General features: G+C 39.0%; 25 protein-coding genes. 20 read left to right on the top strand and 5 right to left on the bottom strand.

From position 1 onward, the window contains the following. Window positions 1-159 precede the first annotated feature (159 nt). Genes dnaN through RGB74_RS14460 form a run of 6 tightly spaced genes read left to right on the top strand, consistent with a single transcriptional unit; the run spans window position 160 to window position 4,010 of the window. Window positions 160-1,293 (top strand): DNA polymerase III subunit beta, encoded by a 1,134-nt coding sequence (dnaN, locus tag RGB74_RS14485; protein ID WP_310760003.1) that lies wholly within the window; start codon window positions 160-162, stop codon window positions 1,291-1,293. Between the two features lie 36 nt (window positions 1,294-1,329). Further along, window positions 1,330-1,710 (top strand): DUF4181 domain-containing protein, encoded by a 381-nt coding sequence (locus RGB74_RS14480; RefSeq protein WP_310760002.1) that lies wholly within the window; start codon window positions 1,330-1,332, stop codon window positions 1,708-1,710. A gap of 18 nt (window positions 1,711-1,728) precedes the next feature. Continuing rightward, the gene (locus tag RGB74_RS14475; protein ID WP_310760001.1) at window positions 1,729-2,610 is read left to right on the top strand and encodes an alpha/beta fold hydrolase; all 882 of its coding nucleotides are present in this window, start codon (window positions 1,729-1,731) and stop codon (window positions 2,608-2,610) included. A gap of 22 nt (window positions 2,611-2,632) precedes the next feature. Beyond that, entirely contained in the window at window positions 2,633-3,025 is a 393-nt protein-coding gene (locus tag RGB74_RS14470) for a GNAT family N-acetyltransferase (protein WP_310760000.1), read from the top strand. Between the two features lie 46 nt (window positions 3,026-3,071). Next, on the top strand, window positions 3,072-3,491 hold the full coding sequence (locus RGB74_RS14465; RefSeq protein ID WP_310759999.1) for an NUDIX hydrolase: 420 nt from the start codon (window positions 3,072-3,074) through the stop codon (window positions 3,489-3,491). 18 nt (window positions 3,492-3,509) lie between these two features. Further along, window positions 3,510-4,010, top strand: coding sequence for a GNAT family N-acetyltransferase (locus RGB74_RS14460; RefSeq protein WP_396135976.1), 501 nt, complete (start codon window positions 3,510-3,512; stop codon window positions 4,008-4,010). 63 nt (window positions 4,011-4,073) lie between these two features. On the opposite strand, the gene RGB74_RS14455 is transcribed toward RGB74_RS14460, so the two are convergent. Genes RGB74_RS14455 through RGB74_RS14445 form a run of 3 tightly spaced genes read right to left on the bottom strand, consistent with a single transcriptional unit; the run spans window position 4,074 to window position 6,780 of the window. Continuing rightward, window positions 4,074-4,826, bottom strand: a complete 753-nt coding sequence (locus RGB74_RS14455) for an NUDIX hydrolase (RefSeq protein WP_310759998.1) — start codon at window positions 4,824-4,826, stop codon at window positions 4,074-4,076. A gap of 2 nt (window positions 4,827-4,828) precedes the next feature. Beyond that, a complete protein-coding gene (locus tag RGB74_RS14450; protein ID WP_310759997.1) occupies window positions 4,829-5,203 on the bottom strand; it encodes a cupin in 375 nt (124 codons plus the stop codon). 11 nt (window positions 5,204-5,214) lie between these two features. Next, complete coding sequence (locus RGB74_RS14445; RefSeq protein WP_310759996.1) at window positions 5,215-6,780, bottom strand: hypothetical protein; 1,566 nt, start codon at window positions 6,778-6,780, stop codon at window positions 5,215-5,217. Between the two features lie 115 nt (window positions 6,781-6,895). Here RGB74_RS14445 and RGB74_RS14440 point away from each other — a divergent pair, with 115 nt between their 5' ends. From RGB74_RS14440 to RGB74_RS14420, 5 genes are all read left to right on the top strand, one after another. Beyond that, window positions 6,896-7,612: a DUF4362 domain-containing protein gene (locus RGB74_RS14440; protein ID WP_310759995.1), complete on the top strand. Its 717-nt coding sequence runs from the start codon at window positions 6,896-6,898 to the stop codon at window positions 7,610-7,612. A gap of 16 nt (window positions 7,613-7,628) precedes the next feature. Next, entirely contained in the window at window positions 7,629-7,826 is a 198-nt protein-coding gene (locus RGB74_RS14435; RefSeq protein ID WP_310759994.1) for a hypothetical protein, read from the top strand. Window positions 7,827-8,160: 334 nt separating this feature from the next. Then, window positions 8,161-9,954: an L-fucose isomerase gene (locus RGB74_RS14430; RefSeq protein WP_310762890.1), complete on the top strand. Its 1,794-nt coding sequence runs from the start codon at window positions 8,161-8,163 to the stop codon at window positions 9,952-9,954. A 27-nt stretch (window positions 9,955-9,981) separates the two neighbouring features. Beyond that, window positions 9,982-11,640 carry a ribulokinase gene (locus RGB74_RS14425; protein WP_310759993.1) on the top strand — a complete coding sequence of 553 codons (1,659 nt, stop codon included), beginning with the start codon at window positions 9,982-9,984 and terminating at the stop codon, window positions 11,638-11,640. A gap of 85 nt (window positions 11,641-11,725) precedes the next feature. Beyond that, window positions 11,726-12,700 carry a LacI family DNA-binding transcriptional regulator gene (locus RGB74_RS14420; protein ID WP_310762889.1) on the top strand — a complete coding sequence of 325 codons (975 nt, stop codon included), beginning with the start codon at window positions 11,726-11,728 and terminating at the stop codon, window positions 12,698-12,700. Window positions 12,701-12,892: 192 nt separating this feature from the next. On the opposite strand, the gene RGB74_RS14415 is transcribed toward RGB74_RS14420, so the two are convergent. Further along, window positions 12,893-13,717: an alpha/beta fold hydrolase gene (locus tag RGB74_RS14415; RefSeq protein ID WP_310759992.1), complete on the bottom strand. Its 825-nt coding sequence runs from the start codon at window positions 13,715-13,717 to the stop codon at window positions 12,893-12,895. A 110-nt stretch (window positions 13,718-13,827) separates the two neighbouring features. Here RGB74_RS14415 and RGB74_RS14410 point away from each other — a divergent pair, with 110 nt between their 5' ends. The 8 genes from RGB74_RS14410 (at window position 13,828) to RGB74_RS14375 (ending at window position 20,128) form a co-directional block, all read left to right on the top strand. Beyond that, a complete protein-coding gene (locus RGB74_RS14410) occupies window positions 13,828-14,691 on the top strand; it encodes a hypothetical protein (RefSeq protein WP_310759991.1) in 864 nt (287 codons plus the stop codon). A gap of 500 nt (window positions 14,692-15,191) precedes the next feature. Further along, window positions 15,192-15,899, top strand: a complete 708-nt coding sequence (locus RGB74_RS14405; protein ID WP_310759990.1) for an SDR family oxidoreductase — start codon at window positions 15,192-15,194, stop codon at window positions 15,897-15,899. Window positions 15,900-15,930: 31 nt separating this feature from the next. Continuing rightward, window positions 15,931-16,065, top strand: a complete 135-nt coding sequence (locus RGB74_RS14400; protein ID WP_310759989.1) for a hypothetical protein — start codon at window positions 15,931-15,933, stop codon at window positions 16,063-16,065. 29 nt (window positions 16,066-16,094) lie between these two features. After that, the gene (locus RGB74_RS14395) at window positions 16,095-16,970 is read left to right on the top strand and encodes an SDR family oxidoreductase (protein ID WP_310759988.1); all 876 of its coding nucleotides are present in this window, start codon (window positions 16,095-16,097) and stop codon (window positions 16,968-16,970) included. A gap of 26 nt (window positions 16,971-16,996) precedes the next feature. Then, window positions 16,997-17,863, top strand: a complete 867-nt coding sequence (locus RGB74_RS14390) for an SDR family oxidoreductase (RefSeq protein WP_310759987.1) — start codon at window positions 16,997-16,999, stop codon at window positions 17,861-17,863. Window positions 17,864-17,946: 83 nt separating this feature from the next. Next, window positions 17,947-18,981 (top strand): aldo/keto reductase, encoded by a 1,035-nt coding sequence (locus tag RGB74_RS14385; protein ID WP_310759986.1) that lies wholly within the window; start codon window positions 17,947-17,949, stop codon window positions 18,979-18,981. A 66-nt stretch (window positions 18,982-19,047) separates the two neighbouring features. After that, on the top strand, window positions 19,048-19,485 hold the full coding sequence (locus RGB74_RS14380) for a MarR family winged helix-turn-helix transcriptional regulator (RefSeq protein WP_310759985.1): 438 nt from the start codon (window positions 19,048-19,050) through the stop codon (window positions 19,483-19,485). A 115-nt stretch (window positions 19,486-19,600) separates the two neighbouring features. Continuing rightward, window positions 19,601-20,128, top strand: coding sequence for an NAD(P)H-dependent oxidoreductase (locus RGB74_RS14375; protein WP_310759984.1), 528 nt, complete (start codon window positions 19,601-19,603; stop codon window positions 20,126-20,128). A 66-nt stretch (window positions 20,129-20,194) separates the two neighbouring features. On the opposite strand, the gene RGB74_RS14370 is transcribed toward RGB74_RS14375, so the two are convergent. Further along, entirely contained in the window at window positions 20,195-20,341 is a 147-nt protein-coding gene (locus RGB74_RS14370) for a winged helix-turn-helix transcriptional regulator (RefSeq protein ID WP_310759983.1), read from the bottom strand. A 222-nt stretch (window positions 20,342-20,563) separates the two neighbouring features. Here RGB74_RS14370 and RGB74_RS14365 point away from each other — a divergent pair, with 222 nt between their 5' ends. Further along, on the top strand, window positions 20,564-21,850 hold the full coding sequence (locus tag RGB74_RS14365; protein ID WP_310762888.1) for an ammonium transporter: 1,287 nt from the start codon (window positions 20,564-20,566) through the stop codon (window positions 21,848-21,850). Window positions 21,851-21,888: the final 38 nt, after the last annotated feature.

Raw genomic sequence — 21,888 nt, 5'->3', positions numbered from 1 at the left:
TGTTTAGCGTGTTAATTTGGTTAGCTGTTCCGGTTTTTGTCATTTATGTTGCCATTACTATTATTAATTTAATGAAGCAAAAGAACGAGTACTTAATGGAAATAAGAGATGAGTTAAGGAAAAATAATTTTAAGATATAACAAAGAAAGGATGGCTCATATGGAATTAAATATTCATCAAGTTGTTTTCAGCAAAGCACTTAATGAAGTTGGAAGGACAATTTCAAGCCGAACATCTCTTCCTATTTTGTCAGGTATCAAAATTATTGCTGAAAACGATGGGATTACGCTTATTGGTAGCAACGCTGATATTATCATAGAGCGGAAAATCCCATTACAGATAGAAGGTACAACAGTAGCCGAGGTCATACAGACTGGCAGTGTCGTTGTATCGGCTAAGTATTTTACAGAACTAATAAAAAAATTACCTGGAACAATCTCAGTTAAAACGAATAAAATGAACAGCATTACCGTAACAACGGGTGAAATCATAACTCATTTTAATGGTTTTGATGCCGATGATTATCCGGCTCTCCCAACATTTTCTGTTGGAAATCATATATACATAGAATGCTCAGATATTATTGAAGTGATGAAACAAACCTCATTTGCTGCCTCGAAAAATGAAACACGGCCAGTTCTAACAGGAGTTAATCTTACATTCACTAATGGCAGACTAACTGCAGTTGCGACTGATTCCATAAGGTTAGCATTGCATGAATTTGCGATCGACTCTCCTTTTGAAGGATCGATTATTTTACCAAACACGAGTGTAACAGAACTATTAAAACTCTTAAATCACTATTCAGGGAAAGTAGAGTTGCAGATAACCGAAAGCTCTATTCTTTTTATCATGGGGGATATCTATCTCTACTCACGATTAATAGCAGGCAATTATCCTAATACTTCAAGCCTAATTCCCAATGATCACAAAACTGAACTTATATTAAACAGAGAATCTTTGATTAAAGGAATGGATCGAGCCAGCCTGTTTGCGAATGAATGGAAAAATAATAATGTGAAACTTAGTATGACGAATGAACAAAAACTGAGCATTTCTTCAAGCTCTTCTGAACGAGGAACGATTGCAGAGACACAGGAGATTATTAGATTTGAAGGCGAAGAGGAACTGATTATTTCAATCGATGGAAACTTTATGCTCGATGCCATTAAAGCTATTAAAGATTCAGAGATAAAAGTAAAATTTAGCGGCACGATGAAACCAATCATTATCGAATCAGCAGAAGAAAAATCACCATACCTGCATCTCATTTCACCAGTTAGGTCTTATTAATTCCAATACATTAAACCCAAAAGGGAGGAATAATAGATGAATTTACCTGCTTTGGTGTTGTTTGCGGCAGCATTTATTGGGATTGACTTTTTAGCAGATAAGAAATTAAGAGCTAAATATAGCATTCATAAAAGAGAAGGATGGGTGTATCGGACTGTAAACCGATACCATATGTGGGGAGAATTCTTAATCATTGCTGCCTTTGTTACAGGAGCGGTGATGGGACTTGGAGATATAAATGAGGGCACTGATTGGATTTCGAAATACTGGATCTTTATTTTTATCATCTCTTTAAATATATTTCGAACCTTTATGGAGTGGAAGTTTAATAGAGAGAGTAAAGAGTACATTGTGCAATTTTATTCGTTGATTACTTTTTCCTTTATCTTTTTGCCAGTACTTTTTATATTTTTTTAGTAAAGGAGAAGTAAATGAATGGAGAGAAAGAACGGTGAATACCAAATTCATCTCAATGGAGTTAAGCATTGGGTTAAAGTTGATGGATTCGAAAACAAGACTACACCACTAGTTATTATACACGGTGGTCCTGGGGGAAACCATTATACCTTTGAACATACAGTGGGTCCTTTTCTTGCTAAAGAAAGAACGGTTGTTTATTACGAACAACGTGGTTGCGGAAGAAGCGAAAAGCCAATATCAGATACAGATTATACGATTGAACTCCTTACAAAGGATTTCATAGAATTGAAAAACTGGTTAAAAACAGAAAAGGTAGACCTGTTAGGCTACTCTTTTGGAGGAGAACTTGCTTTTGAGATTGCGTCAGCTATTCCAAATGATATTAATAAGATTGTAGTTTCTGGTCCTAGCTTGCTGCAGTCTAACATTCAGCAAATCATACAGATACAAGGCTTTATGTCAGTGGCAAACAGTAAGATCCTTGGTGAAATTGAAGAAATATTAGAGGCGGATATCAACTTACAAGAAAAGTACAATAAAGTCTGGAGTTTTGCTGATCATAAATTAGTAGATCAATTATTATTTGAGAACCAAGAGATTGCAAAACTAAACAGGAGACTTTGGGAAGAAAGCAAACTAACCAATACGGGTCTAATGATAAAAGTACTTCAAGAAAATCCGCCGAAACAGCCACTTCTCGAACGTTTAAACAGAATTGAACACAAAACTTTAATTATTTCAGGAGTATTTGATCGTAATACAGGCTTATCTATTTCAAAATTGATAAATAATCGTCTTAACGATAGTCATATCGAATTATTTCTTCACAGTGCACATTTTCCAGATTTAGAAGAAACGGAGAAATTCGTAAAAGTCACCATAGATTTTCTTAATTAGTTTTATAAAAAGGGTGAAAAATATGACCATACGATATGAGATACCCGATAAAAAGTTATCTGTTGAATCTTTCTTATCTCTAGTGAATGCCGTTTGGCCAGGCAACTATAATAAAGATCGAGTGTATGATGCTATACAGAAAACGATCAACATTACGGCATGGGACGAAGAAAGATTAGTAGGCTGTGTCAGAATATTAACAGATGGCTATTTCTTCGGGACGATTTCTGAAATTTTAGTCCGGCCGGATTATCAACAACAAGGCATTGGCAAGCGTCTTATGGAACTAGCATGGGAAACAAGTCCAACTTCACTATTTTTAGGTGCTCAGCCTGGGAAAGAAGAATTTTTTGGAAAACTGGGATACAAAAAGTCCATACAATCGTTTCAGAAGAAGAAGGAACGAGTCAAATAATTTTAATCGAGGTAAAAATATGCTCAATTTTATTAAGAAGATACCAATGGATAAAAAAATAGCGAGTGTCCACTGTATTCCCATTATGGAAAACGGTACAATCCTGATGGCTTGGGATGAAGAGGAACAGCTCCTCACGACGATTGGCGGCAGAAGAGAAGGTGCAGAAAATCTGTATGCAGCACTTGAACGTGAAGTTATGGAAGAAGCGGGCATAACGCTTCAGGATGAGAAGATTCCATTTGCTTCATGGTACTGGGAATCTACGGATACATATACAATTTGGTTCTTAGCAAAGGTAGACCGGTTTGTTTCCACAACGTTTGAGCATGAAAAAACAGGTTACGTCATCTTTAACTTTGAAACAGCAAAACAACTGATTCCAAAAGTGGAAGAGAATCCGGAATTCAGAATACAAATAGTAAACGAAGCAGAGCTGCGGGCTAAAGACCTGGAATGGATATAGGAGATGGAGAGTATTATTATGAAGCACCAACACTTAAAAGTAAGATTACGAGAATTATTAATTGAGGATGCTGACGATCGTTATAAATGGTGCTTAGATGAAGAAGTAACGAAGCATTTGAACATGCCTGAAAGATATCCTCCATTCAGCAAGAAAGAGACTCAAGAATGGATTCAGCAATGTATCGATAAAACTAATGGCTATGAACAAAAAGCTATTGTTACTGAGAATGGAGAACATATCGGGTGGATTGACCTTAAAAATATGGATTTGCTAAACAAGCATGCTGAACTTGGGATCACGATAGGTAATAAAAGTTATTGGGGTAAAGGTTACGGATTAGCAGCTATGGAAGAAATGCTCGAATTCGGATTTACTGAATTACAATTAAATAAAGTATGGCTTCGGGTTGAGATTGATAACGAAAAAGCCATTAAATCCTATAAAAGAGCAGGATATACAGAAGAGGGGATACTAAGGCAAGACCGCTTTAGAAACGGTCAATTCATCGAAGGATGAGTATTTTAAAAGAAGAATGGAAGAAAAACATAAAGAATAACTAAAAGCTTGAGGCAGCGAGCCTCAAGCTTTTCTTATAAATTGCTCTAAAAAAGGAAATAAATAATCGACACAATCACGTTGCTCGGATTGTAAATATTCACTGATGGCATTTGATTCATTTTTCAACGTAACAAGATTTTTAAATTCAGGTTGTTCGCCTTTTGCAATAAGTTCGTCACAATAACTTTCATAGTTTTTCTGCAATTCCTCTAACGTCAGATCTAGTTTTATATGAAACAATACTGCTATAAAATCATACATTCCACCGGTTTTAATGAATTGAATCGTACTATGACATCGACTTTCGATATCTTCTATTCCAAGTTCTTCAGCCATTTCTCTTAGGACATTTTTTTCAATATCAAAGAATTCCCCATCCATATCTTCCTCATCAAGACCGCCGCCGACACATTGAAGTCTGCCGGGATATGCCGTATGATCAGCCATTTCTCCAAACACAAAGAACGAGTCTTTTGTTTCTGCTAAACCTGCTCCATAGATTACTTTGCAGCCTTCATCCCCGATGTATTCACTTCGAACTGTATGTAAATAATGTGCATAATCAGAACTGCGCAGGTTGAAATCAAAACGATCTTCATGCTCATCAATGGAATGAACATGAAAGACTTCGCCTCGTCTGAAACTGCCATTTACGTTGATCGTCTTCCAGAAGTGTTCGATCTCTAACTTAAGTTGTGCAGACAACTCTAATGCACATCCATCGATTTTCACTTTTATTGGTTTTGAGATGGATGTAAGTACTGTTGGTTTCATATTCATAATCCTCTTGATTCAATTTTTTTCTCTTTCATAAAAGAAGCTGGAGTCAATTCTTCGCTTTCAATAACGATCGCGGTTAATCCATTGTCTATACGTGTTTCGTGATATTCATCCTTTATCCAAAAGACTGCCTCGCCTGCTATTAAAGGAACGAATTCTTCACTTTCTCCACGAACGTATCCTTCGCCGCTTACGATAAGCAGCAATTGAGGAACAACAGCTTGGTGATAACCGATTATACCGCCTTTCTCTAAATGCATACACCCAATATGAGCAGGTTTTTTTGTCAGTACAATTCGCGACATTATAAAATTAGAGTCAAACTTATCGATGGGAGTTCCAGACTCTTTGCCAAAATGAAACAATTGCATGATGATCCCTCCTAAAACATATAAGGTCCCACAGTTAAGGACAAAAAAATAACATTGACGACTACAAAATAACATAAGGTGGCGAGCATTCCCCAATTGCCTTTCTTACCAATAAGAACTGCAAGACCGCTGATCAATGCAATAATGACAGGAAGTATAAATGAACTGCCGCTGAACGTAAGGAAGTCAGGTGCGAAAAAATAAAAATGGTCATTGAACAGTTTCTGAACAAAGATAAACTGGATACCGAGGTACAGGGCTAATATGGCATACTTCACACGCTTATCCTCGTCTTCCATTAGTTGAAGTTTCACTAAATAAATGATAAGGGCAAATAGAGCGGCTGGTGCAACCCAATACAATGCGCTCATACCTAGAATAAGTCCTTTGAACATAGAAAGAATGGTATTCGAAGCCGTTTGTTTAATGTCTTCTTTTGTTGTGATAAGACTCTTCTCAATAATCTCTTGATTCGTTGAGGCACCGCTATACGTAAATTCTTTCTGTCCAGTCATATTCATCCACATAATAGACTCATTTCCGATCCATTGAGGATGAATAGAATTGTAGTTTGTTGTGCTTCTTCTCTCTGTTAGCCAAATATCACCTTTTTGCTTCGCTTCATAAACATTGACTGCCTCTTTGTCGAAAGATTTTTTTGCTCGTGTTGTGAAGAGAGTTCTGACTTTGTTGTTCTCATCAACACCATACTGGACAAACTTAGGATTTTCGAGTTCAACGCCATTCTTATCCTGAAAGGTCATCGGATTGAAATTCCAATCGGAGTTTGCGTCCAATTTATTCGTTCCATGGTAAAGGGTGTATGATTTTCCGCCAGAATAGTTTTTGAACAGCATATAATACACGGTTAAATCAGAACCGTTTTCTACAAAGTAAAAGCTGGACCGGTTCTCTGAAATAGCTTCATCCGTGTTTAACAGTACATGTTTAGAAAAAGCATAATTCTTATATTCATAAAAAATAGCTTTAATTTTTTTATAAGGATTCAAATAGCTTGTCTTAGAAATAAAAGATTTTGAAGTGTTATTCAGAGCAACAGATTTAAGATCTTCCTTCACCTTATCAAGCGATTGAACCTCAAAAGATTTTGAATCAACACTTAAAATTTCATGCCTTTTAAAATAAATAATGGCATTTTTATTAGAATCCATGCCTAGAACATCTTTATCGAGGACACGTTCTTGTTTTCCGTCAAAATGGATGAGCTGAGTTCCTTTTACAAAAATGAAGTCTCCATGATCGGTCCAGAAATTTTGCGCGCTTGGGATTGAGACAGGTATTGTTTTCTTATGGCTAACCTGCAGCTTATCGTTCACCCAAAAAGATAGGACTTCGTTTTCTTTTGGTACAAATACTTGATAGTGGCTATTTTCTTTAAAAACGACTGGCTTAACTTCGCCAAAAGTTCCTGTATTTAATGGCAGGGAGCGACTCCAGCCCTCTGCGGGAAGTTCTTTTTCGTGTGCGAGATTCTGACTCGTTAATACTGAAAATACAATGAGAAAAAAGATGATGGGAATAAAAATGGGTTTGAGTATTCCTGTTGTTTTCTTCAATGATAAATCCCCCTTATTCCCAAAATTCGACAAAGTCCATAATTTTCCTTTTTAAACGTATCAAATAGATTTATAATGGGTGGAAATAAATAGAAATTAATTAGGGGATGGTCTGATGAGATACTGGGTATTGCTCTTCGTAACTATATGTTTCTTATCCGCATGTCAAAAAGAGGATCAGGTTGTAAGTACAAAAAATGAGATCAAGATGGGGAACAGCAGGATTGAAAATGGAGAACGGTTGTACCATTTTTCAAAAAGCTCTGCCGATCATCAAAGTGACAAGATACGGATTACACAATATACGAAAGAAGGAGATCCGATTTACCAAGATATAAATTATGATGGCAAGACCTATAAATATAAACTAGATACAACTGAAGATAAATTTGGAGTCGGAGAAATTAGGAAAACATCGTGTCAAATGTTTCATATGGAAGAGAAAAATAATGAGATGACTGCGGTTTTAGAACAATGCGGTGATGCACTGCAAATTGAGCTCTTTACTTTACAATATGATAGTTCAAAAGAAGGCAGGTTTGATTTTGCACTTAAATACGGAGCGAATTTGGAAAATGTCATCGATACAAACAATGCTCCGATGGAAAATAAAGATAAGAATATCGTGTTAAAGAATCTAGTATTTATTAATTATCAAATTCGGGAATATGAACAAGATACATGTACGACATCTAAAATGAAGTACGATCTTACCGTATGGATAAATGAAGGAAAAAAGCATTATAAATGGAGTGACTGCGACAAGGAAGAAGATGCGAAGGATTTTACCGAATTGGCTGAAACGATAATACAAGTCTATAAGAATCAATAAAATAGGAGGAGAAAAAATGGAAAACAATACAAGGTTAGGACTAGTTGTTTCTCTTTTTGTATTAGTAGGTTTTCCTATTCTGTTTAGCATTGTTTCTATCATTACTGGTGAGTGGAGATACCTGTTATTCAGTATTCCAGGCTCTTTTACTGCCGGATTTGTAAGCCTGATCTTTATCATTCACCAAATAAAGAAGGAGAGGAGAAGTTCTTAATATTAAATTCTTCCTGAGAAAAACACGTTATATGATAATCTCGCGGAAAATGAAATAATCTCCGAAAACGTATTGAAATGAAAAAGGTGTCCGTATTGAAAGAATACGAATACTGAGATACCCGAAAAATCCAAAAATCCGGAAAATAAATGAACCTTCCAGACTAGTAAATTAGGATGGATTCTTCTTTTTCCTCTTTTACAGGTTGTTCATCTGAAAAGATTGATTTATAGTCTATGTAAACGATTACACATATGGACATGAGATTTTTTTCTGAACATATGTAAACGATTACATACAAGAGGAGGAGTTTCCATTGCAAACAACTAGTGAGATGAAAAACAAGTCAACTAAAAGATTAGTAGGGGATTTTCCGAGAGTTGGTATTCGTCCGGTGATCGATGGGCGTCGGGGAGGCATACGCGAATCATTAGAAGAGGTAACAATGAATCTTGCAATCTCGGTCTCAGATTTTTTACAAAAGAAAATTAAATACCCAGATGGTTCACCATTAGAATGTGTCGTTGCAGATACATGTATCGGAGGGGTGACAGAAGCAGCCCAAGCACAGGAGAAGTTTCGGCTTAGTGGGGTAGATATTACGATTACCGTAACACCATCGTGGTGCTATCCGACTGAAACGATTGATCAAGATCCATTAACGATAAAAGCGATCTGGGGCTTCAATGGAACTGAGAGGCCAGGCGCTGTTTATCTGGCTGCTGCCTCTTCTGCTCATAACCAAAAAGGATTGCCTGTTTTCAATATATATGGACGTGATGTTCAGGAAATGGAAGACTCGTCTATTCCGGAAGATGTTCAAGAGAAACTGCTGCAGTTTACGAAGTCGGCAGTGGGCGTAAGTATCATTCCAGGAAAATCATATTTATCCATTGGTTCTGTATCCATGGGAATCGCGGGATGTATCGTGGATGAGGACTTTTTTAAAGAGTACCTTGGCATGAGAAATGAGTATGTGGATATGAGTGAACTGATCCGCAGAATGGAACTCAACATTTATGACGAAGGAGAATTTCAAAAAGCTCTTCTTTGGGTGAAGGAAAACTGTAAAGAAGGTCAGAACGTTAATCCACCTGAACTTCAGCGGTCACCTGAGCAGCAGGAAGGAGACTGGCAGACGGTTGTCAAAATGACGCTTATCGCAAAAGACCTCATGATTGGAAATCCGAAGCTTGCTGAAAAGGGATTCGGTGAGGAAGCTTTGGGGAGAAATGCGATCGCTTCTGGGTTTCAAGGACAGCGTGCTTGGACAGATTTTATGCCGAACGGTGATTTTATGGAAGCCATTCTTTCTTCATCATTCGATTGGAACGGGATTCGGGAACCGTTCGTCATCGCCACAGAAAATGATACGTTAAACGGAGTAACGATGTTATTAGGTCATCTTTTAACAAATGCTGCACAGATTTTTGCGGATGTAAGGACGTATTGGAGTCCGAAAGCCGTTGAACGAGTGACAGGACAGAAGTTAACCGGAAAAGCAGAAAATGGAATCATCCATCTGATCAACTCCGGACCAGCTGCACTAGATGGAACAGGGCAGCAAGAAATCAACGGGAAACCAGCCATGAAACCACATTGGGAGATCACGGAAGAAGAAGTTGGAAAGTGCTTAGATCATACAGAATGGTGCCAGGCAGTAGACTTTTTCCGAGGGGGCGGGTTTTCGACGGATTATACAACAAAAGGTGAAATGCCCGTAACGATGGCACGGATCAATCTTGTAAAAGGAATCGGACCTGTTTTACAGATCGCTGAAGGATATACTGTTGAATTGCCAGATGATGTTCATGACACATTGGATAAAAGAACGAACGCCACATGGCCGACTACTTGGTTTGTTCCGAAGCTGACAGGCAAAGGAGTTTTTAAAGATGTGTACTCGGTGATGTACAACTGGGGATCCAATCACTGTGCATTAAGCTATGGCCATGTCGGTGCAGATTTTATCACATTAGCATCGATGCTGCGGATTCCAGTATCCATGCACAATGTGAATGAAGAACGAATCTTCCGTCCAAGTGCGTGGAGTGCGTTCGGGACAGATAATCTGATGGAAGCCGACTATCGTGCATGTTCTGCGTTTGGCCCGTTGTACAAGTCATAATCTTTTTTATCAGAAGGGAGGAGTCTTATGGGTGTCAAATATTCGATAGGTATTGATTTTGGAACAGAATCGGGAAGAGCAGTCCTTGTTGATATGGCAAATGGAAGAGAAATCACCAGTTCTGTCACACCTTACAAACATAAAGTGATAGATGAAACACTTCCCGATGGAACAAAGCTTGGAAGTGACTGGGCGCTTCAGCATCCCCAAGATTATTTCGACGTGCTTTACAGATCTGTTCCGGACGTTTTGGAGAAAGCGGGAATCAGCTCGAATGACGTGATCGGGCTTGGCATTGATTTTACATCATGTACGATGCTGCCTCTCGATGAGAATTTAAAACCATTATGCTTGGATGAAAGATGGAGCAGCAGCCCGCATAGCTGGGTAAAATTGTGGAAGCATCATGCGGCACATGTTGAAGCGGATGAAGTCACAAAAACGGCTGAAGAAATGAACGAGCCATTTTTACAAAAATATGGCGGAAAGATCTCTTCTGAATGGATGTTCCCGAAGATCCTACAGATTTTAAAAGAGGCACCTGAACTTTATGAAGCTGCAGACCTCTTTTTGGAAGCGGGTGACTGGGTTACATCACAGTTAACCGATCAGTTGGTACGAAGCAGCTGCAATAGCGGTTATAAAGGGATCTGGAATCGCGAATCAGGCTATCCGAGCAAAAAATATTTAAAAAAATTGCATCCTAGATTAGAAGATATCCCAGAAACAAAAATGCGGGGTGACGTATTATCGATCGGATCAAGAGCTGGAGTACTTAACGAAGAGATGGCTGTTTCAATGGGGCTCGCTCCAGGCACTCCGGTAGCTGTCGGAATCATTGATGCTCACTCAGCAGTACCGGCAGTCGGTGCGGTAAAACCAGGCCAGCTCGTGATGGCAATGGGAACTTCAACGTGCCACATCTATCTTTCGGATCGAGAAGAATATATAAAAGGTGTTTCAGGTGTTGTTAAGGATGGAATCATCCCAGATTTATACGGATACGAAGCAGGACAGGCAGCCGTTGGAGATATTTTCGGATGGTATATCGATCAAGCTGTTCCCGCATATATCGAACAGCAAGCAAAAGAAAAAAATCTATCTGTTCATCAATACTTGGAAGAAAAAGCAAGTGCTTATCAGCCTGGACAGATTGGACTTCTCGCATTGGATTGGTGGAACGGAAACCGGTCCATTTTAGGAGACCCGAATTTAAGCGGTCTGATCGTTGGATTAACGTTGAACACAAAACCGGAAGAGATCTACCGGGCACTGCTCGAAGCTACAGCTTTTGGGACGAGAAAAATCATCGAGACGTTTGAAGAGTCTGGACTTGAAATCAATGAAATTTTCACGTGCGGAGGTCTCCCGCAAGTCAATCAATTGTTGATGCAGATCTATGCTGATGTGACGAATCGGGAAATGAAGATTGCGGATTCCAGACATACGCCTGCATTAGGTGCCGCTATGTTCGGTGCCGTTGCGGCAGGAAAAGGCAGCGGAGGTTATGAAACCATTTTTGAAGCCGCTGAATACATGGCACGGGTAAAGACAGAAAGAATCAAACCAATACCAAAAAACGTTGAGATTTATGATCGCCTATATGAGCATTATTTGAAACTTCATGATACGTTTGGAACCGAAAATAACATGCTGCATGATTTGAAAAAAATGAGCAGATCGTGAACAGGATGATGAAGTTAATATCCCGTGTATAATAAAAAACATGTAAAGTTTAACTTCAGTCAGGGAGTAGATGATATTGCCGAAAGTGACAATAAAAGAAGTAGCGAGGGAAGCCGGTGTTTCAACGGCTACCATCTCCCGCGTGTTAAATAATAAAGGCTATATGAGTGCAGATATAAGAGAAAAAGTGTTAAAAACAGTGGAAAAGATGAATTATCAGCCCAACTCAATTGCGAGAAGTCTGAAACAAGACAAGTCACGTAGTATCGGGCTGGTTCTTCCGGATATGACGAATCCCTATTTCATGCAGATGGCGAGGCAGATCCAGCGAAAATGCCTCGGTGCTGGCTACCATCTCCTAATCATGGATACGGAAGAAGACTCTTCAAAGGAAAAAGAATCGCTCAATTTCCTTTTGGAGCAAAGGGTAGAAGGGATCGTTCTGGCGGGTACTGGCGAAAATGTAGACAAAATCAGCAAAATCACAGTTTCCGGTATACAAGTCATTTTAATAGACCGCCAGATAAAAGGGCTGAATCTCGATGTCGTTGCAGAAGATAACGAAGCGATTGCTGAAAATGCGATAACATACTTATTGGAAAAAGGACATCAGCAAATCGGAATCATCAGCGGACCACCAACTGTCATTACGGCAAAAGAAAGATGGAGTGGAGCGATAAACGCTTTTGAAAAAGCAGGAAAGTCTATGAATCCTAGTTTTGTCTATGAGGGTGATTTTACGAGACGATCAGGAATCGAAGGAATCAAACGATTAATGAAACTTGAACCGCAGCCGACAGCAGTTTTTTCATTGAATAATGAAATGACATACGGCTTATATCTTGGTTTACAGGAGTTAGGCGTCGAATTGGACTCTATTGAAGTCGTTTCGATTGGCGATTTGGAATTTTCTTCTTTATTTAAGCAAAAACTCACCGTCATTATGCAGCGTCCTGACGAAATCGGAGGTATTGCGGGTGATTTGATCTTCTCCCGGCTGAAAAATGAAGAAAAATCGATTGATAAGAAGATTTTGATGCCGGAGATGGTGAAGAAATAATAAGAAGAGTGGAATTGTAGGTGTTGATCCTGATTTTGGAGCTGTGATTCTACCTGAGGAAAACATTTTTTAATAATCTCGCGGATTTTAGCATTAATCTCGCGAAAAATAAAATAATTCAACAAACACAAAAAAGTGTCCATTCAGAAAGTACATCGAGCTCAAATATAAGTAGAAGGCTGACTATAGATATCAGCCTTTTTTTTCATGATTAACTCGAATAAGCCACTCCGAAACAAGCTCCTGTACCAGTTCTCTTTTTTCAATCTGCAGCATATGACCAGCCTCGTCCAAAACCACAAAAGAAGCCCGCTGAAATTTTTCTAACAGGACAAATGGGTCCTTATAACTGCAGATCGAATCCTGCTTGCCAGTCACAATAAGGGCGGGTTGATCCACTCGATCAACTTCTCCAAAGAGTTCTTCACTAAAAAAGTAACCTTTTTCTCTCCAGTTTGAGAGCAAAAATTCTCGGTTTGCGAGCAAACGTCCAGGCTGAATCTCCCGTAAAAAATACTCAAAGTGCTTTTTATCCTGATAGATCATCAATGTTTCAAAGCCTGCTCGAATATTTGGATCCAGCTGGTTTAGAAGTTCCTCATCACGAGCCAAGACAACTTTTTCAGGAGAAACTCGATTCCTCATATGCAGGGCGGGACTGAGCAGACAGATTCCTTTTATTTGCTCCAGTCTTTGATTAAGAATGCCCTGAGCTAAATATCCTCCATAAGAAGTGCCGATAATAGAGAAAGTTTGTTGTGGCAGTATGTAATCAATAAAGTCTAGTAAATTTTGACGAATATCATCTGAAGACTTCAAGTCGTTCGAAATCTGGCTATAACCATGAGCAGGCAGATCAACGTAAATACGTTTATAGCCCGTGATTTTTTCAAAGATTGGTTCAACCCAAGCCTTCATCGACCGGTGATCTGTGCCCATCGCATGCAGTATAACAATCGGAAAACCTTCACCAACTATCTCGTAAAAAAGACTCCCCTTAGAAACAGAACAAATCATACATTTCTCCTTATTTAAAAAGCATTTTTAAAAATATTTCTCTTCGATGGCTCTTTTTTCCTTTTTTAAGCGATTTAAAAGATGAGTCAAGCAAAAGGGAGGAAGAAAAATTGAGAGCAGGAAACATCCAGCAGTTTAAAAGGTTTAGCCAGTTTAACAGCATAAATGAGTTCAATGAGCATAAGAAACGTTTTTTAGAAAATCATCCAAGTCTGTTAACAAAATCAGAGTTTATGGCCTTTGACCTGTTAAGCCAATATAGCGTTGTTGTCCCAGGAGTGGCGAACGCGAAGATCGATACACTCGTCAAAAAAAGCACAGAAAAAAAGAGAAGCCTTTCTCGTGCGACGTTCATTAGAATGCTTCGAAAAGCAAAAAAAGCAGGAATTCTAGACGTACATAAAACATACCGGGCTAATGGAGGATTCGCACATAATGTCTTTGTGTTTCAACGATTTGATCCACCGAGCGTAACGGAAATGATACAGCGTGAAGAGACCGAGATTCTAGGCGAGAGTAAGGAGGAACATGTGAATTCCGGAACAGAATCTATAAATCTCTTAAAAAATCTCCAAGATCAAAAGATAAACATACGTAAAGAAGACGCCCCGAATAATAATACCTCTTCTTCAAGTCCCGATCTTCAAGACCTCGATGAAACCTTCGTTCCTGAAAATGTTCCACAAGATTTTATACAGACAGTAAAACCCTTTTATAACAGGGCACTAGAAATCTATAATTTTTGGGGAAAAGCGCTCCTTGCCTACAAAAAGTTTAACTTCGGCCGTCCACTGGAATTCATGGTTCCTCTTGTAATTGACGCCTTCAAAACAACGGTTTTTCAATACAAACACCGCCGGATTAAAACGAGTTTCACACAATACTTTTATGGGACGCTAAACGGGATGTTCAGTGCAGAGAAAAGAAGGGAGCATGCTATGCAAAGGCCAAGGTATAACTGGCTGGATGCTTAAGCGAGAACTCTCATATATAAAATAATGCAGAACGTTCCGCTGTGATCGTTAATTCCGTAGGCTGGTCGGACTGAACACTTAAGTTTCCCGGTGATGCGCTCAGTGCACCGCTGGAGTTGAATCGACAACAGCTGTTACGGAGCCGGACTCGCTGCAGAATTGAAAAATCTCAAACGTTCCTGAAAAATAACTTCCAGCCGGTGCAGACCAAACAACAAAAGGGGTGCTTATTAGGGATGAACACGTATCCCGTTACTACGCAATTCACTCAGTGCTCAAGAACATCAGTGACAACCTCTGCACAAAGCAGAGCGATCAATGCGACAATTTACAGCAGCTAAAAATTAAAAAGAGAGGATCCAAGGGTAGCCTCAAAAGTTATATATTCATTAAGGCATTTTTTTGTAATAATAAATTTCTTTTGACATTATGTAATTGGTAAAACTATAATTGTGTGTACATACAACTATTATTTATTTTTACTCTATAAGGTGGATAAAATGACCAACGATCAAAAAATTGCACTTGTAACTGGCGGTAACAGAGGTATTGGTTTTGAGTTGAGCAAACAATTGGCAGAGAACGGTTTCCATGTTTTATTAGGCTGTAGAGATCTTGAAAAAGGAAATGCAGCTGCTGCTAGATTGAAAGTGTCAAACCTGAATGTTGCACCTGTTGAACTGGATGTCCATAATCCAGATACACTGCAAAAGGCAGTTCGTTTTGTTGGAGAACAATATGGGCGTTTAGATGTCTTGATTAACAATGCTGGGGTTTTCCGTGATGGGAATCATAGTTTAATCGAACTTCCAGCTGGTGTTCTTGAAGGAACGATGAACACAAACTTCTTTGGTCCTTATCATATGATTCGTGCATTCCTGCCTTTGATGGAAAGAAATAATTATGGACGGATCATCAATGTGTCATCCGGTTTTGGACAGATGAGAGAGATGAGGCATCCTGGCCACGGATCTTACAAAATTTCTAAGTATGCATTAAACGGACTGACACAAGTGCTTGCTTCAGAAGTGAGTGGCAACATTAAGATCAATGCAGTATGTCCAGGATGGGTAAGAACAGATATGGGAGGACCAAATGCGCCGAGAAGTGTAGAAGAAGCAGCACAATCGATTCTTTGGCTGACTGAGATAAAAGAAGATGGTCCAAATGGCGGATTTTTTAGAGATGGCGAGGAAATTAGCTGGTAAACAGCAATTGATTAGAAAAGAGTGAAGAACTTTGGCAGAACAACTTTCCATACTAAATTCCTTAATTGCGGCAGCGCCAATTTTTCAAAAAGCTATACCAATGCTCGAACCAGGTATGCCAATTAAGCAAGGTACTCCTGCATATGAGGTACTTACAAAAGCGTAAATAAAAAATAATTACATGGAGGAATTCATTTGAAAAATAAAATCGTGTTAATCACAGGTGGCAATTCGGGAATTGGTAAAGCAACAGCTCTCGAACTTGCCAAAAATGATATGACTGTTGTTATTCTTTGCCGAAGTGAAGAAAGAGGGAGAGCTGCTGTAAAAGAAATTATTCTTGAGAGCGGAAATGAAAATATCCATTTGATCGTTGCAGATCTTTCTTCTCAGCTGCAGGTAAAGAAAGCTGCAGAAGAGTTTAAACAGAAATTTAATAAGCTTGATGTTTTAATCAACAATGCTGCTGTATTTTTGCCAAAACGATCTGTTACTGAAGATGGTATAGAAATAACCTTTGCCACAAACTATCTATCACACTTCTTGCTCGCTCACCTTTTGTTAGATTCATTAGAGGCGAGTGGAGAGGGCCGAATTATTAATGTTGCATCCAAACATAATGGCATAAAAATGAACTTTGATGATTTAATGGTCGAGCGAAATTATGCGTTTTATAAAGCTGTAGGTCCTACGAAATTGGCATTGATCCTTTTTACAAAAGAACTGGCAAAACGTCTAAAAGGCAGACACATCACTGTAAACAGTCTTCATCCAGGGATTATCAAATCAAACATTATGCATCAGTTGCCTTGGTTTCTGAAAACGATTTTTGGCTTAATTTCATCAAAAACGGAAAATGGCGCTGTCACACCAGTATATCTTGCATCATCTCCTCATGTAAAAGGAATCAGCGGAGAATATTTTGAAAAATGCAAAGCCGTGCAAACATTGCCAAATGCAAACGATCCAGAAACGGCTGAGAGACTTTGGGATGTGAGTATGAAGCTATTAAGGCCAGATGTACTTGATCATAATTTTAACAAAACTGATTTGAAAGATCGTGTGATTTAATCAAAATACATGAAAAGAGGAAAAAAATGAACGCGAAGTTTTTAGTAATCGGCGGAACAGGGAATATAGGTAAAGAATTAACAAAGCTACTGGCAAAAAACGGACAAAAAGTTCGTGTCAGCGTTCGTCCTTCAAGTAAAACCGAAGAATTAAAAGCATTAGGTGTTGAATTGGTACATGCAGATCTTCAAGATCAATCTTCCCTGAAAGAAGCTATGAACGGAATTGAGAAAGTGTTTTTCGCAGCACCATTTGTTCCAAATATGGTAGAGCTATCTCTGAATATTGTTCAGGCAGCAAAAGAAGCTGGTGTAAAACATCTTATCAAAATCTCAGGTGCAGGTGCTGAGTTGGAAACCATCACAGTAGCAAAATGGCACAGTGCAATCGAAAAAGAAATGGAGCAATCCGGAATAGCATACACTTTCCTGCGCCCGAACTCGTTCATGCAGAACATAGTTAATTTTAGCTCCCACACGATTAGGGATCACGGAACCATTTATGCACCAATTGGTGATGGGAAGGTTGCGCTAGTTGATGCAAGAGATGTCGCAAAAGTGGCGTACAGCGTTTTAACTGAAGTTGGGCATGAAAACAAAGCGTATTATTTATCAGGACCTGAAGCCATTTCTTATCATAAAATTGCGGACGTTCTTACTTCTGTGACAGGCAAACCAGTTCAATATATAGATGTTCCAGCTGAAGGTGCTCGCCAATTTATGGTAGAAGCAGGAATGCCAACAGAGATAGTTGATGCCTTGATAGAGCTATATCATATTAATAAGTTAGGATATACTGCTGAGGTTTCAGAAACAATAGAAAAAGTCACAGGCCAAAAAGCCGCTTCTTTTGAATCGTTCGCAAAAGATTATAAAGATGCCTTCATCGGATAGCGATTAATCATTTGTGTCCAATTAAGCGATTTTTAACAATAACGCTTTCTGTTTTTACAGAAGGTAAGGAGTGAAGAACTGACATGAGATATAAATTACTAGGAAAAAGCGGTCTTCGAGTTTCTGAGTTAGCTCTTGGAACAATGACTTTTGGTGAGGATTGGGGATTTGGTGCTTCTAAAGAAGAAAGTGAAAAGATCTTTAATGCTTTTGTTGAACAAGGTGGAAACTTTATTGATACAGCCGTAAACTATACAAATGGTACAAGTGAAGCTTTTTTAGGCGAATTCGCAAAATCAAAGCGTGAAGAGTTTGTTATCGCGACAAAATACTCACTAACGACTCGACCGAACGACCCGAATGGCGGCGGAAATCATCGGAAAAATTTAGTTCAATCAGTTGAAGCAAGCCTTAAGAGACTGCAAACTGATTACATTGACCTTCTATGGCTGCATGCCTGGGATTTCACGACACCGATTGAAGAAGTGATGAGAGGGTTAGATGATCTCGTCCGTTCTGGAAAAGTTCTATACATCGGAATCTCTGACACACCAGCATGGATCGTTTCACAGGCGAATATGCTTGCTCAATTAAGAGGATGGACATCCTTTATCGGGCTGCAAGTTGAATATAGTTTAATGCAGCGTGCACCTGAACGTGATCTATTGCCGATGGCACGTTCGCTAGATATTGGGGTAACGGCATGGGCGCCTATGGCAGGCGGTGCGTTAACGGGTAAATACAAAAATGAAAATTCAGATACCACAAAAAGACTTTCACCAAACAGTGCAAGATTAAAAGATAAAAATGTAGTGATTGCTGATGTTGTAGCTGAGATTGCAAAAGAAATCGATAAAAGTCCATCACAGATCGCATTGAACTGGGTTCGTCAGCAAAGTGGAGTAATTATTCCGCTTATAGGTGCCCGCAAAGAATCACAGATGAAAGAAAACCTGCAATGTCTTGACTTTACGCTTGATTCTGAGCATCTTGATCGTTTAAATGAAGTGAGTAAGATTGAATTAGGGTTCCCTCATGAGTTCCTTTCTTCTGAGCCTGTTTTGAATGCGCTATATGGCAAAACGTATGATAAGATTGAAAATCATAGAAGATTTTAACATTGACAATTTACGGGTTTTAAGATAACTTGTATGTACAAGCAATACTGAAAAGGATGTTTTACCATGGATAAAAACAATATGGATAATTGCATATTAGATAACTGTCTATATTTTACCGTTAATAAACTTTCTCGAGCGATCACAAGAATGGCAGAAGATTCGTTTAAAAAAACGGGGTTATCTCCTACGCACGCATTCTGTCTCATGTTAGTGAATAATAAGCCAGGAATCTCACAATCTGAGTTAGCCGAACAGCTGCATATGATGCCTTCTACAATTACGCGTTTCATCGACAAGCTCGTTATGAAAGGGTTGATCGAGCGAAAAGCAGAAGGAAAGAGATCGTTTATCTTTCCAACAGAAGAAGGAGAAAACACACAGGAAGAGATTCGAGCGGCTTGGAAAGATCTTTACCGAACGTACTCTGCTATTTTAGGCGAAGAAGAAGGTAAATCATTAACAACGCTCATTCGTGAAGCAGGAGATATTTTAGAAAAGTAACATCAACAAATCCTTCATCAGGGGGGACTATACTCTCTGATTTAGGATTTTATTAACCTACAATGTTTGTTTGTACAAACAACTAACTTAGATAAAACGAAAAGAGGAAAAATAAATGAGAACATTAGTTATTGCAGCACATCCCAATTTAGAACAATCGAATATCAATAAAACGTGGGCAGCTGAGATCGAAAAGCATGAAAATGTCACGGTACACCGTTTATATGACGTATATCCGAACGAAAAAATTAATATTGAAAATGAACAAGAGCTTCTTTTAGCTCATGACAGAATCGTATTCCAATTTCCTATGTACTGGTATAGCACGCCTTCTTTATTAAAAAAATGGATGGATGAAGTGTTGGCATTTGGTTGGGCTTATGGTCCAGGCGGGAATAAACTGCAAGGCAAGCAGTTGTTAATCGCACTATCTACAGGCGGTCCTGAGATTTCTTACGTTGCTGGAGGCTATAACCATTATACGATCAGTGAATTACTTCGTCCGCTGCAAGCAACGAGCAACTTGATCGGAACCAAATACATCACACCGTTTACAGTACATGGCGTACGTTTCCTTTCAAAAGAGCAAGTTCAAGAAAGTGCTGAAAGATACGTACAATATGTTCTAAATGAAGATTTGTAAGACCTAAAACATAAAACAGATTAAGATAGCATACCAACTCTCATGAGGAATTGTGTATGCTATTTTTTATTTGAAGTTGCCATGCTCCGTTCCCCTAAAATGCATTTGCTTTAAAATGGGCATTAAAGTTTGTCCTAAATCGGTCAGCGAGTATTCAACTTTTGGTGGAACCTTATTATACGAGCCACTGAAGAGGAAATTAACATCATTCAAAGCAACAAATTATACAAAATGGCAGCGATTACATGTGCGAATTAACAAGGTTTATGAACAACTAAGGAAAAATAGGTTCAATAAAAGCATGTAAGATTTTCTGACACGACTCTTGATTGAGCACCAAAACCCTTTAAAATGAATAAAAATACTTCATGTCAGCTTTTATAACATTAAAATATTCTAAAATCAATTAGGAGGCGTTTTTCCGTGAAAGAAATCATGTTTTCATTAAATAGTGTCTGGCTCATACTCGGCGCTATACTGGTCATCTTAATGCAAGGAGGCTTCATCTTACTTGAAGCTGGTTCAACACGTATGAAAAATGCCGGCCATATTGCAGGGAAGACAGTCTTTACGTTCGGAATGGCATCGATCGTGTTCTGGGCGGTGGGGTACGGATTTATTTTTGGAAATAACGGAAACTTCTTTGTCGGATTGACTGACTTCTTTTATTCCGGCAAACAAGCTGAAGGAATGGATTATTCAACGTCAGCATACTTTTTATTTCAGCTCGCATTCGCAGGGATCTCCTTAACGATTGCGTTCGGAGGGTTTGCAGAACGCGCAAAACTTACGGCTTATGTTGTGTTTTCGATTCTTTTCTCTGCGATTGTGTATCCGATCATTGCCCATTGGATATGGGGCGGAGGATGGTTAGCTGAACACGGCAAGCAGGATTTTGCCGGTTCAACAGTTGTTCACTTAACAGGGGCAGCGGCATCGCTTGCAGCTACGATTCTTTTAAAACCGCGAATTGGGAAATTTAATAAAAATGGTTCAGTAAACAATATTTACGGTCACAATCAAGTTTTCACAGCTTTAGGCGTCCTCGTTTTATGGGTAGGCTGGTTTGGATTCAATGCAGGAAGTACGTTTGTAGTAGATGACGGTTTCTTCGGTTTTGTAGCGTTGAACACGAACATTGCTGCTGGTGCCGGTGCAATTGCAGCATTGATTATTTCGTGGATGGTTCTAGGCAAGTCGGACATTACGACGATCCTGAACGGAGCATTGGCAGGGCTCGTTGCCATTACAGCTTCATGTGCATTCGTTGAAACTTGGGCAGCAGTAGTAATCGGTTTTGTTGCCGGAATCCTTGTATTTTATAGTGTAAAGCTATTCGATAAACTGAAGATTGATGACCCGATCTATGCACTTTCTGTTCATGGTGCAGCAGGTGTTTGGGGTACTTTATCGAATGGATTGTTCGCGACAAAAGAATTAGCAGCAGTAGGTAAGCCAGGCTTGTTTTATGGCGGTGGATTCCACCAGTTAGGCGTGCAAGCGATGGGTGTTGCAGTTTGCGGACTATTTGCTTTCGTCGTATCATTTGCAATCCTTTACGTCATGAAAAAAGTAATGAATGGTTTGCGTGTAACTGAGGAAGAAGAGATCATCGGTTTAGATGTAAGTGAACATGGAAGCTACGGTTATCCAGAAGCTTTTATGAAAGAAGAACAAATAAAAGAAGAGCAAAAGGAAGAACAAAGCAGATTGGCGAATTAGTGATGAACGACATAGGGGTCTGTCCCCGGGACAGACCC

It is taken from the genome of Bacillus sp. NEB1478 (assembly GCF_031582965.1).
Lineage (GTDB): Bacteria > Bacillota > Bacilli > Bacillales > Fictibacillaceae > Fictibacillus.
This window is presented reverse-complemented; position numbering and strand designations above follow the sequence as displayed.

Excerpts from the sequence above, each read along its gene's own strand:
- dnaN (WP_310760003.1), top strand. The coding sequence starts at position 160 with ATGGAATTAAATATTCATCAAGTTGTTTTCAGCAAAGCACTTAATGAA.
- RGB74_RS14480 (WP_310760002.1), top strand. The coding sequence starts at position 1,330 with ATGAATTTACCTGCTTTGGTGTTGTTTGCGGCAGCATTTATTGGGATT.
- RGB74_RS14475 (WP_310760001.1), top strand. The coding sequence starts at position 1,729 with ATGGAGAGAAAGAACGGTGAATACCAAATTCATCTCAATGGAGTTAAG.
- RGB74_RS14470 (WP_310760000.1), top strand. The coding sequence starts at position 2,633 with ATGACCATACGATATGAGATACCCGATAAAAAGTTATCTGTTGAATCT.
- RGB74_RS14465 (WP_310759999.1), top strand. The coding sequence starts at position 3,072 with ATGGATAAAAAAATAGCGAGTGTCCACTGTATTCCCATTATGGAAAAC.
- RGB74_RS14460 (WP_396135976.1), top strand. The coding sequence starts at position 3,510 with ATGAAGCACCAACACTTAAAAGTAAGATTACGAGAATTATTAATTGAG.
- RGB74_RS14455 (WP_310759998.1), bottom strand. The coding sequence starts at position 4,826 with ATGAAACCAACAGTACTTACATCCATCTCAAAACCAATAAAAGTGAAA.
- RGB74_RS14450 (WP_310759997.1), bottom strand. The coding sequence starts at position 5,203 with ATGCAATTGTTTCATTTTGGCAAAGAGTCTGGAACTCCCATCGATAAG.
- RGB74_RS14440 (WP_310759995.1), top strand. The coding sequence starts at position 6,896 with ATGAGATACTGGGTATTGCTCTTCGTAACTATATGTTTCTTATCCGCA.
- RGB74_RS14435 (WP_310759994.1), top strand. The coding sequence starts at position 7,629 with ATGGAAAACAATACAAGGTTAGGACTAGTTGTTTCTCTTTTTGTATTA.
- RGB74_RS14430 (WP_310762890.1), top strand. The coding sequence starts at position 8,161 with ATGAAAAACAAGTCAACTAAAAGATTAGTAGGGGATTTTCCGAGAGTT.
- RGB74_RS14425 (WP_310759993.1), top strand. The coding sequence starts at position 9,982 with ATGGGTGTCAAATATTCGATAGGTATTGATTTTGGAACAGAATCGGGA.
- RGB74_RS14415 (WP_310759992.1), bottom strand. The coding sequence starts at position 13,717 with ATGATTTGTTCTGTTTCTAAGGGGAGTCTTTTTTACGAGATAGTTGGT.
- RGB74_RS14405 (WP_310759990.1), top strand. The coding sequence starts at position 15,192 with ATGACCAACGATCAAAAAATTGCACTTGTAACTGGCGGTAACAGAGGT.
- RGB74_RS14390 (WP_310759987.1), top strand. The coding sequence starts at position 16,997 with ATGAACGCGAAGTTTTTAGTAATCGGCGGAACAGGGAATATAGGTAAA.
- RGB74_RS14385 (WP_310759986.1), top strand. The coding sequence starts at position 17,947 with ATGAGATATAAATTACTAGGAAAAAGCGGTCTTCGAGTTTCTGAGTTA.
- RGB74_RS14380 (WP_310759985.1), top strand. The coding sequence starts at position 19,048 with ATGGATAAAAACAATATGGATAATTGCATATTAGATAACTGTCTATAT.
- RGB74_RS14375 (WP_310759984.1), top strand. The coding sequence starts at position 19,601 with ATGAGAACATTAGTTATTGCAGCACATCCCAATTTAGAACAATCGAAT.
- RGB74_RS14365 (WP_310762888.1), top strand. The coding sequence starts at position 20,564 with ATGTTTTCATTAAATAGTGTCTGGCTCATACTCGGCGCTATACTGGTC.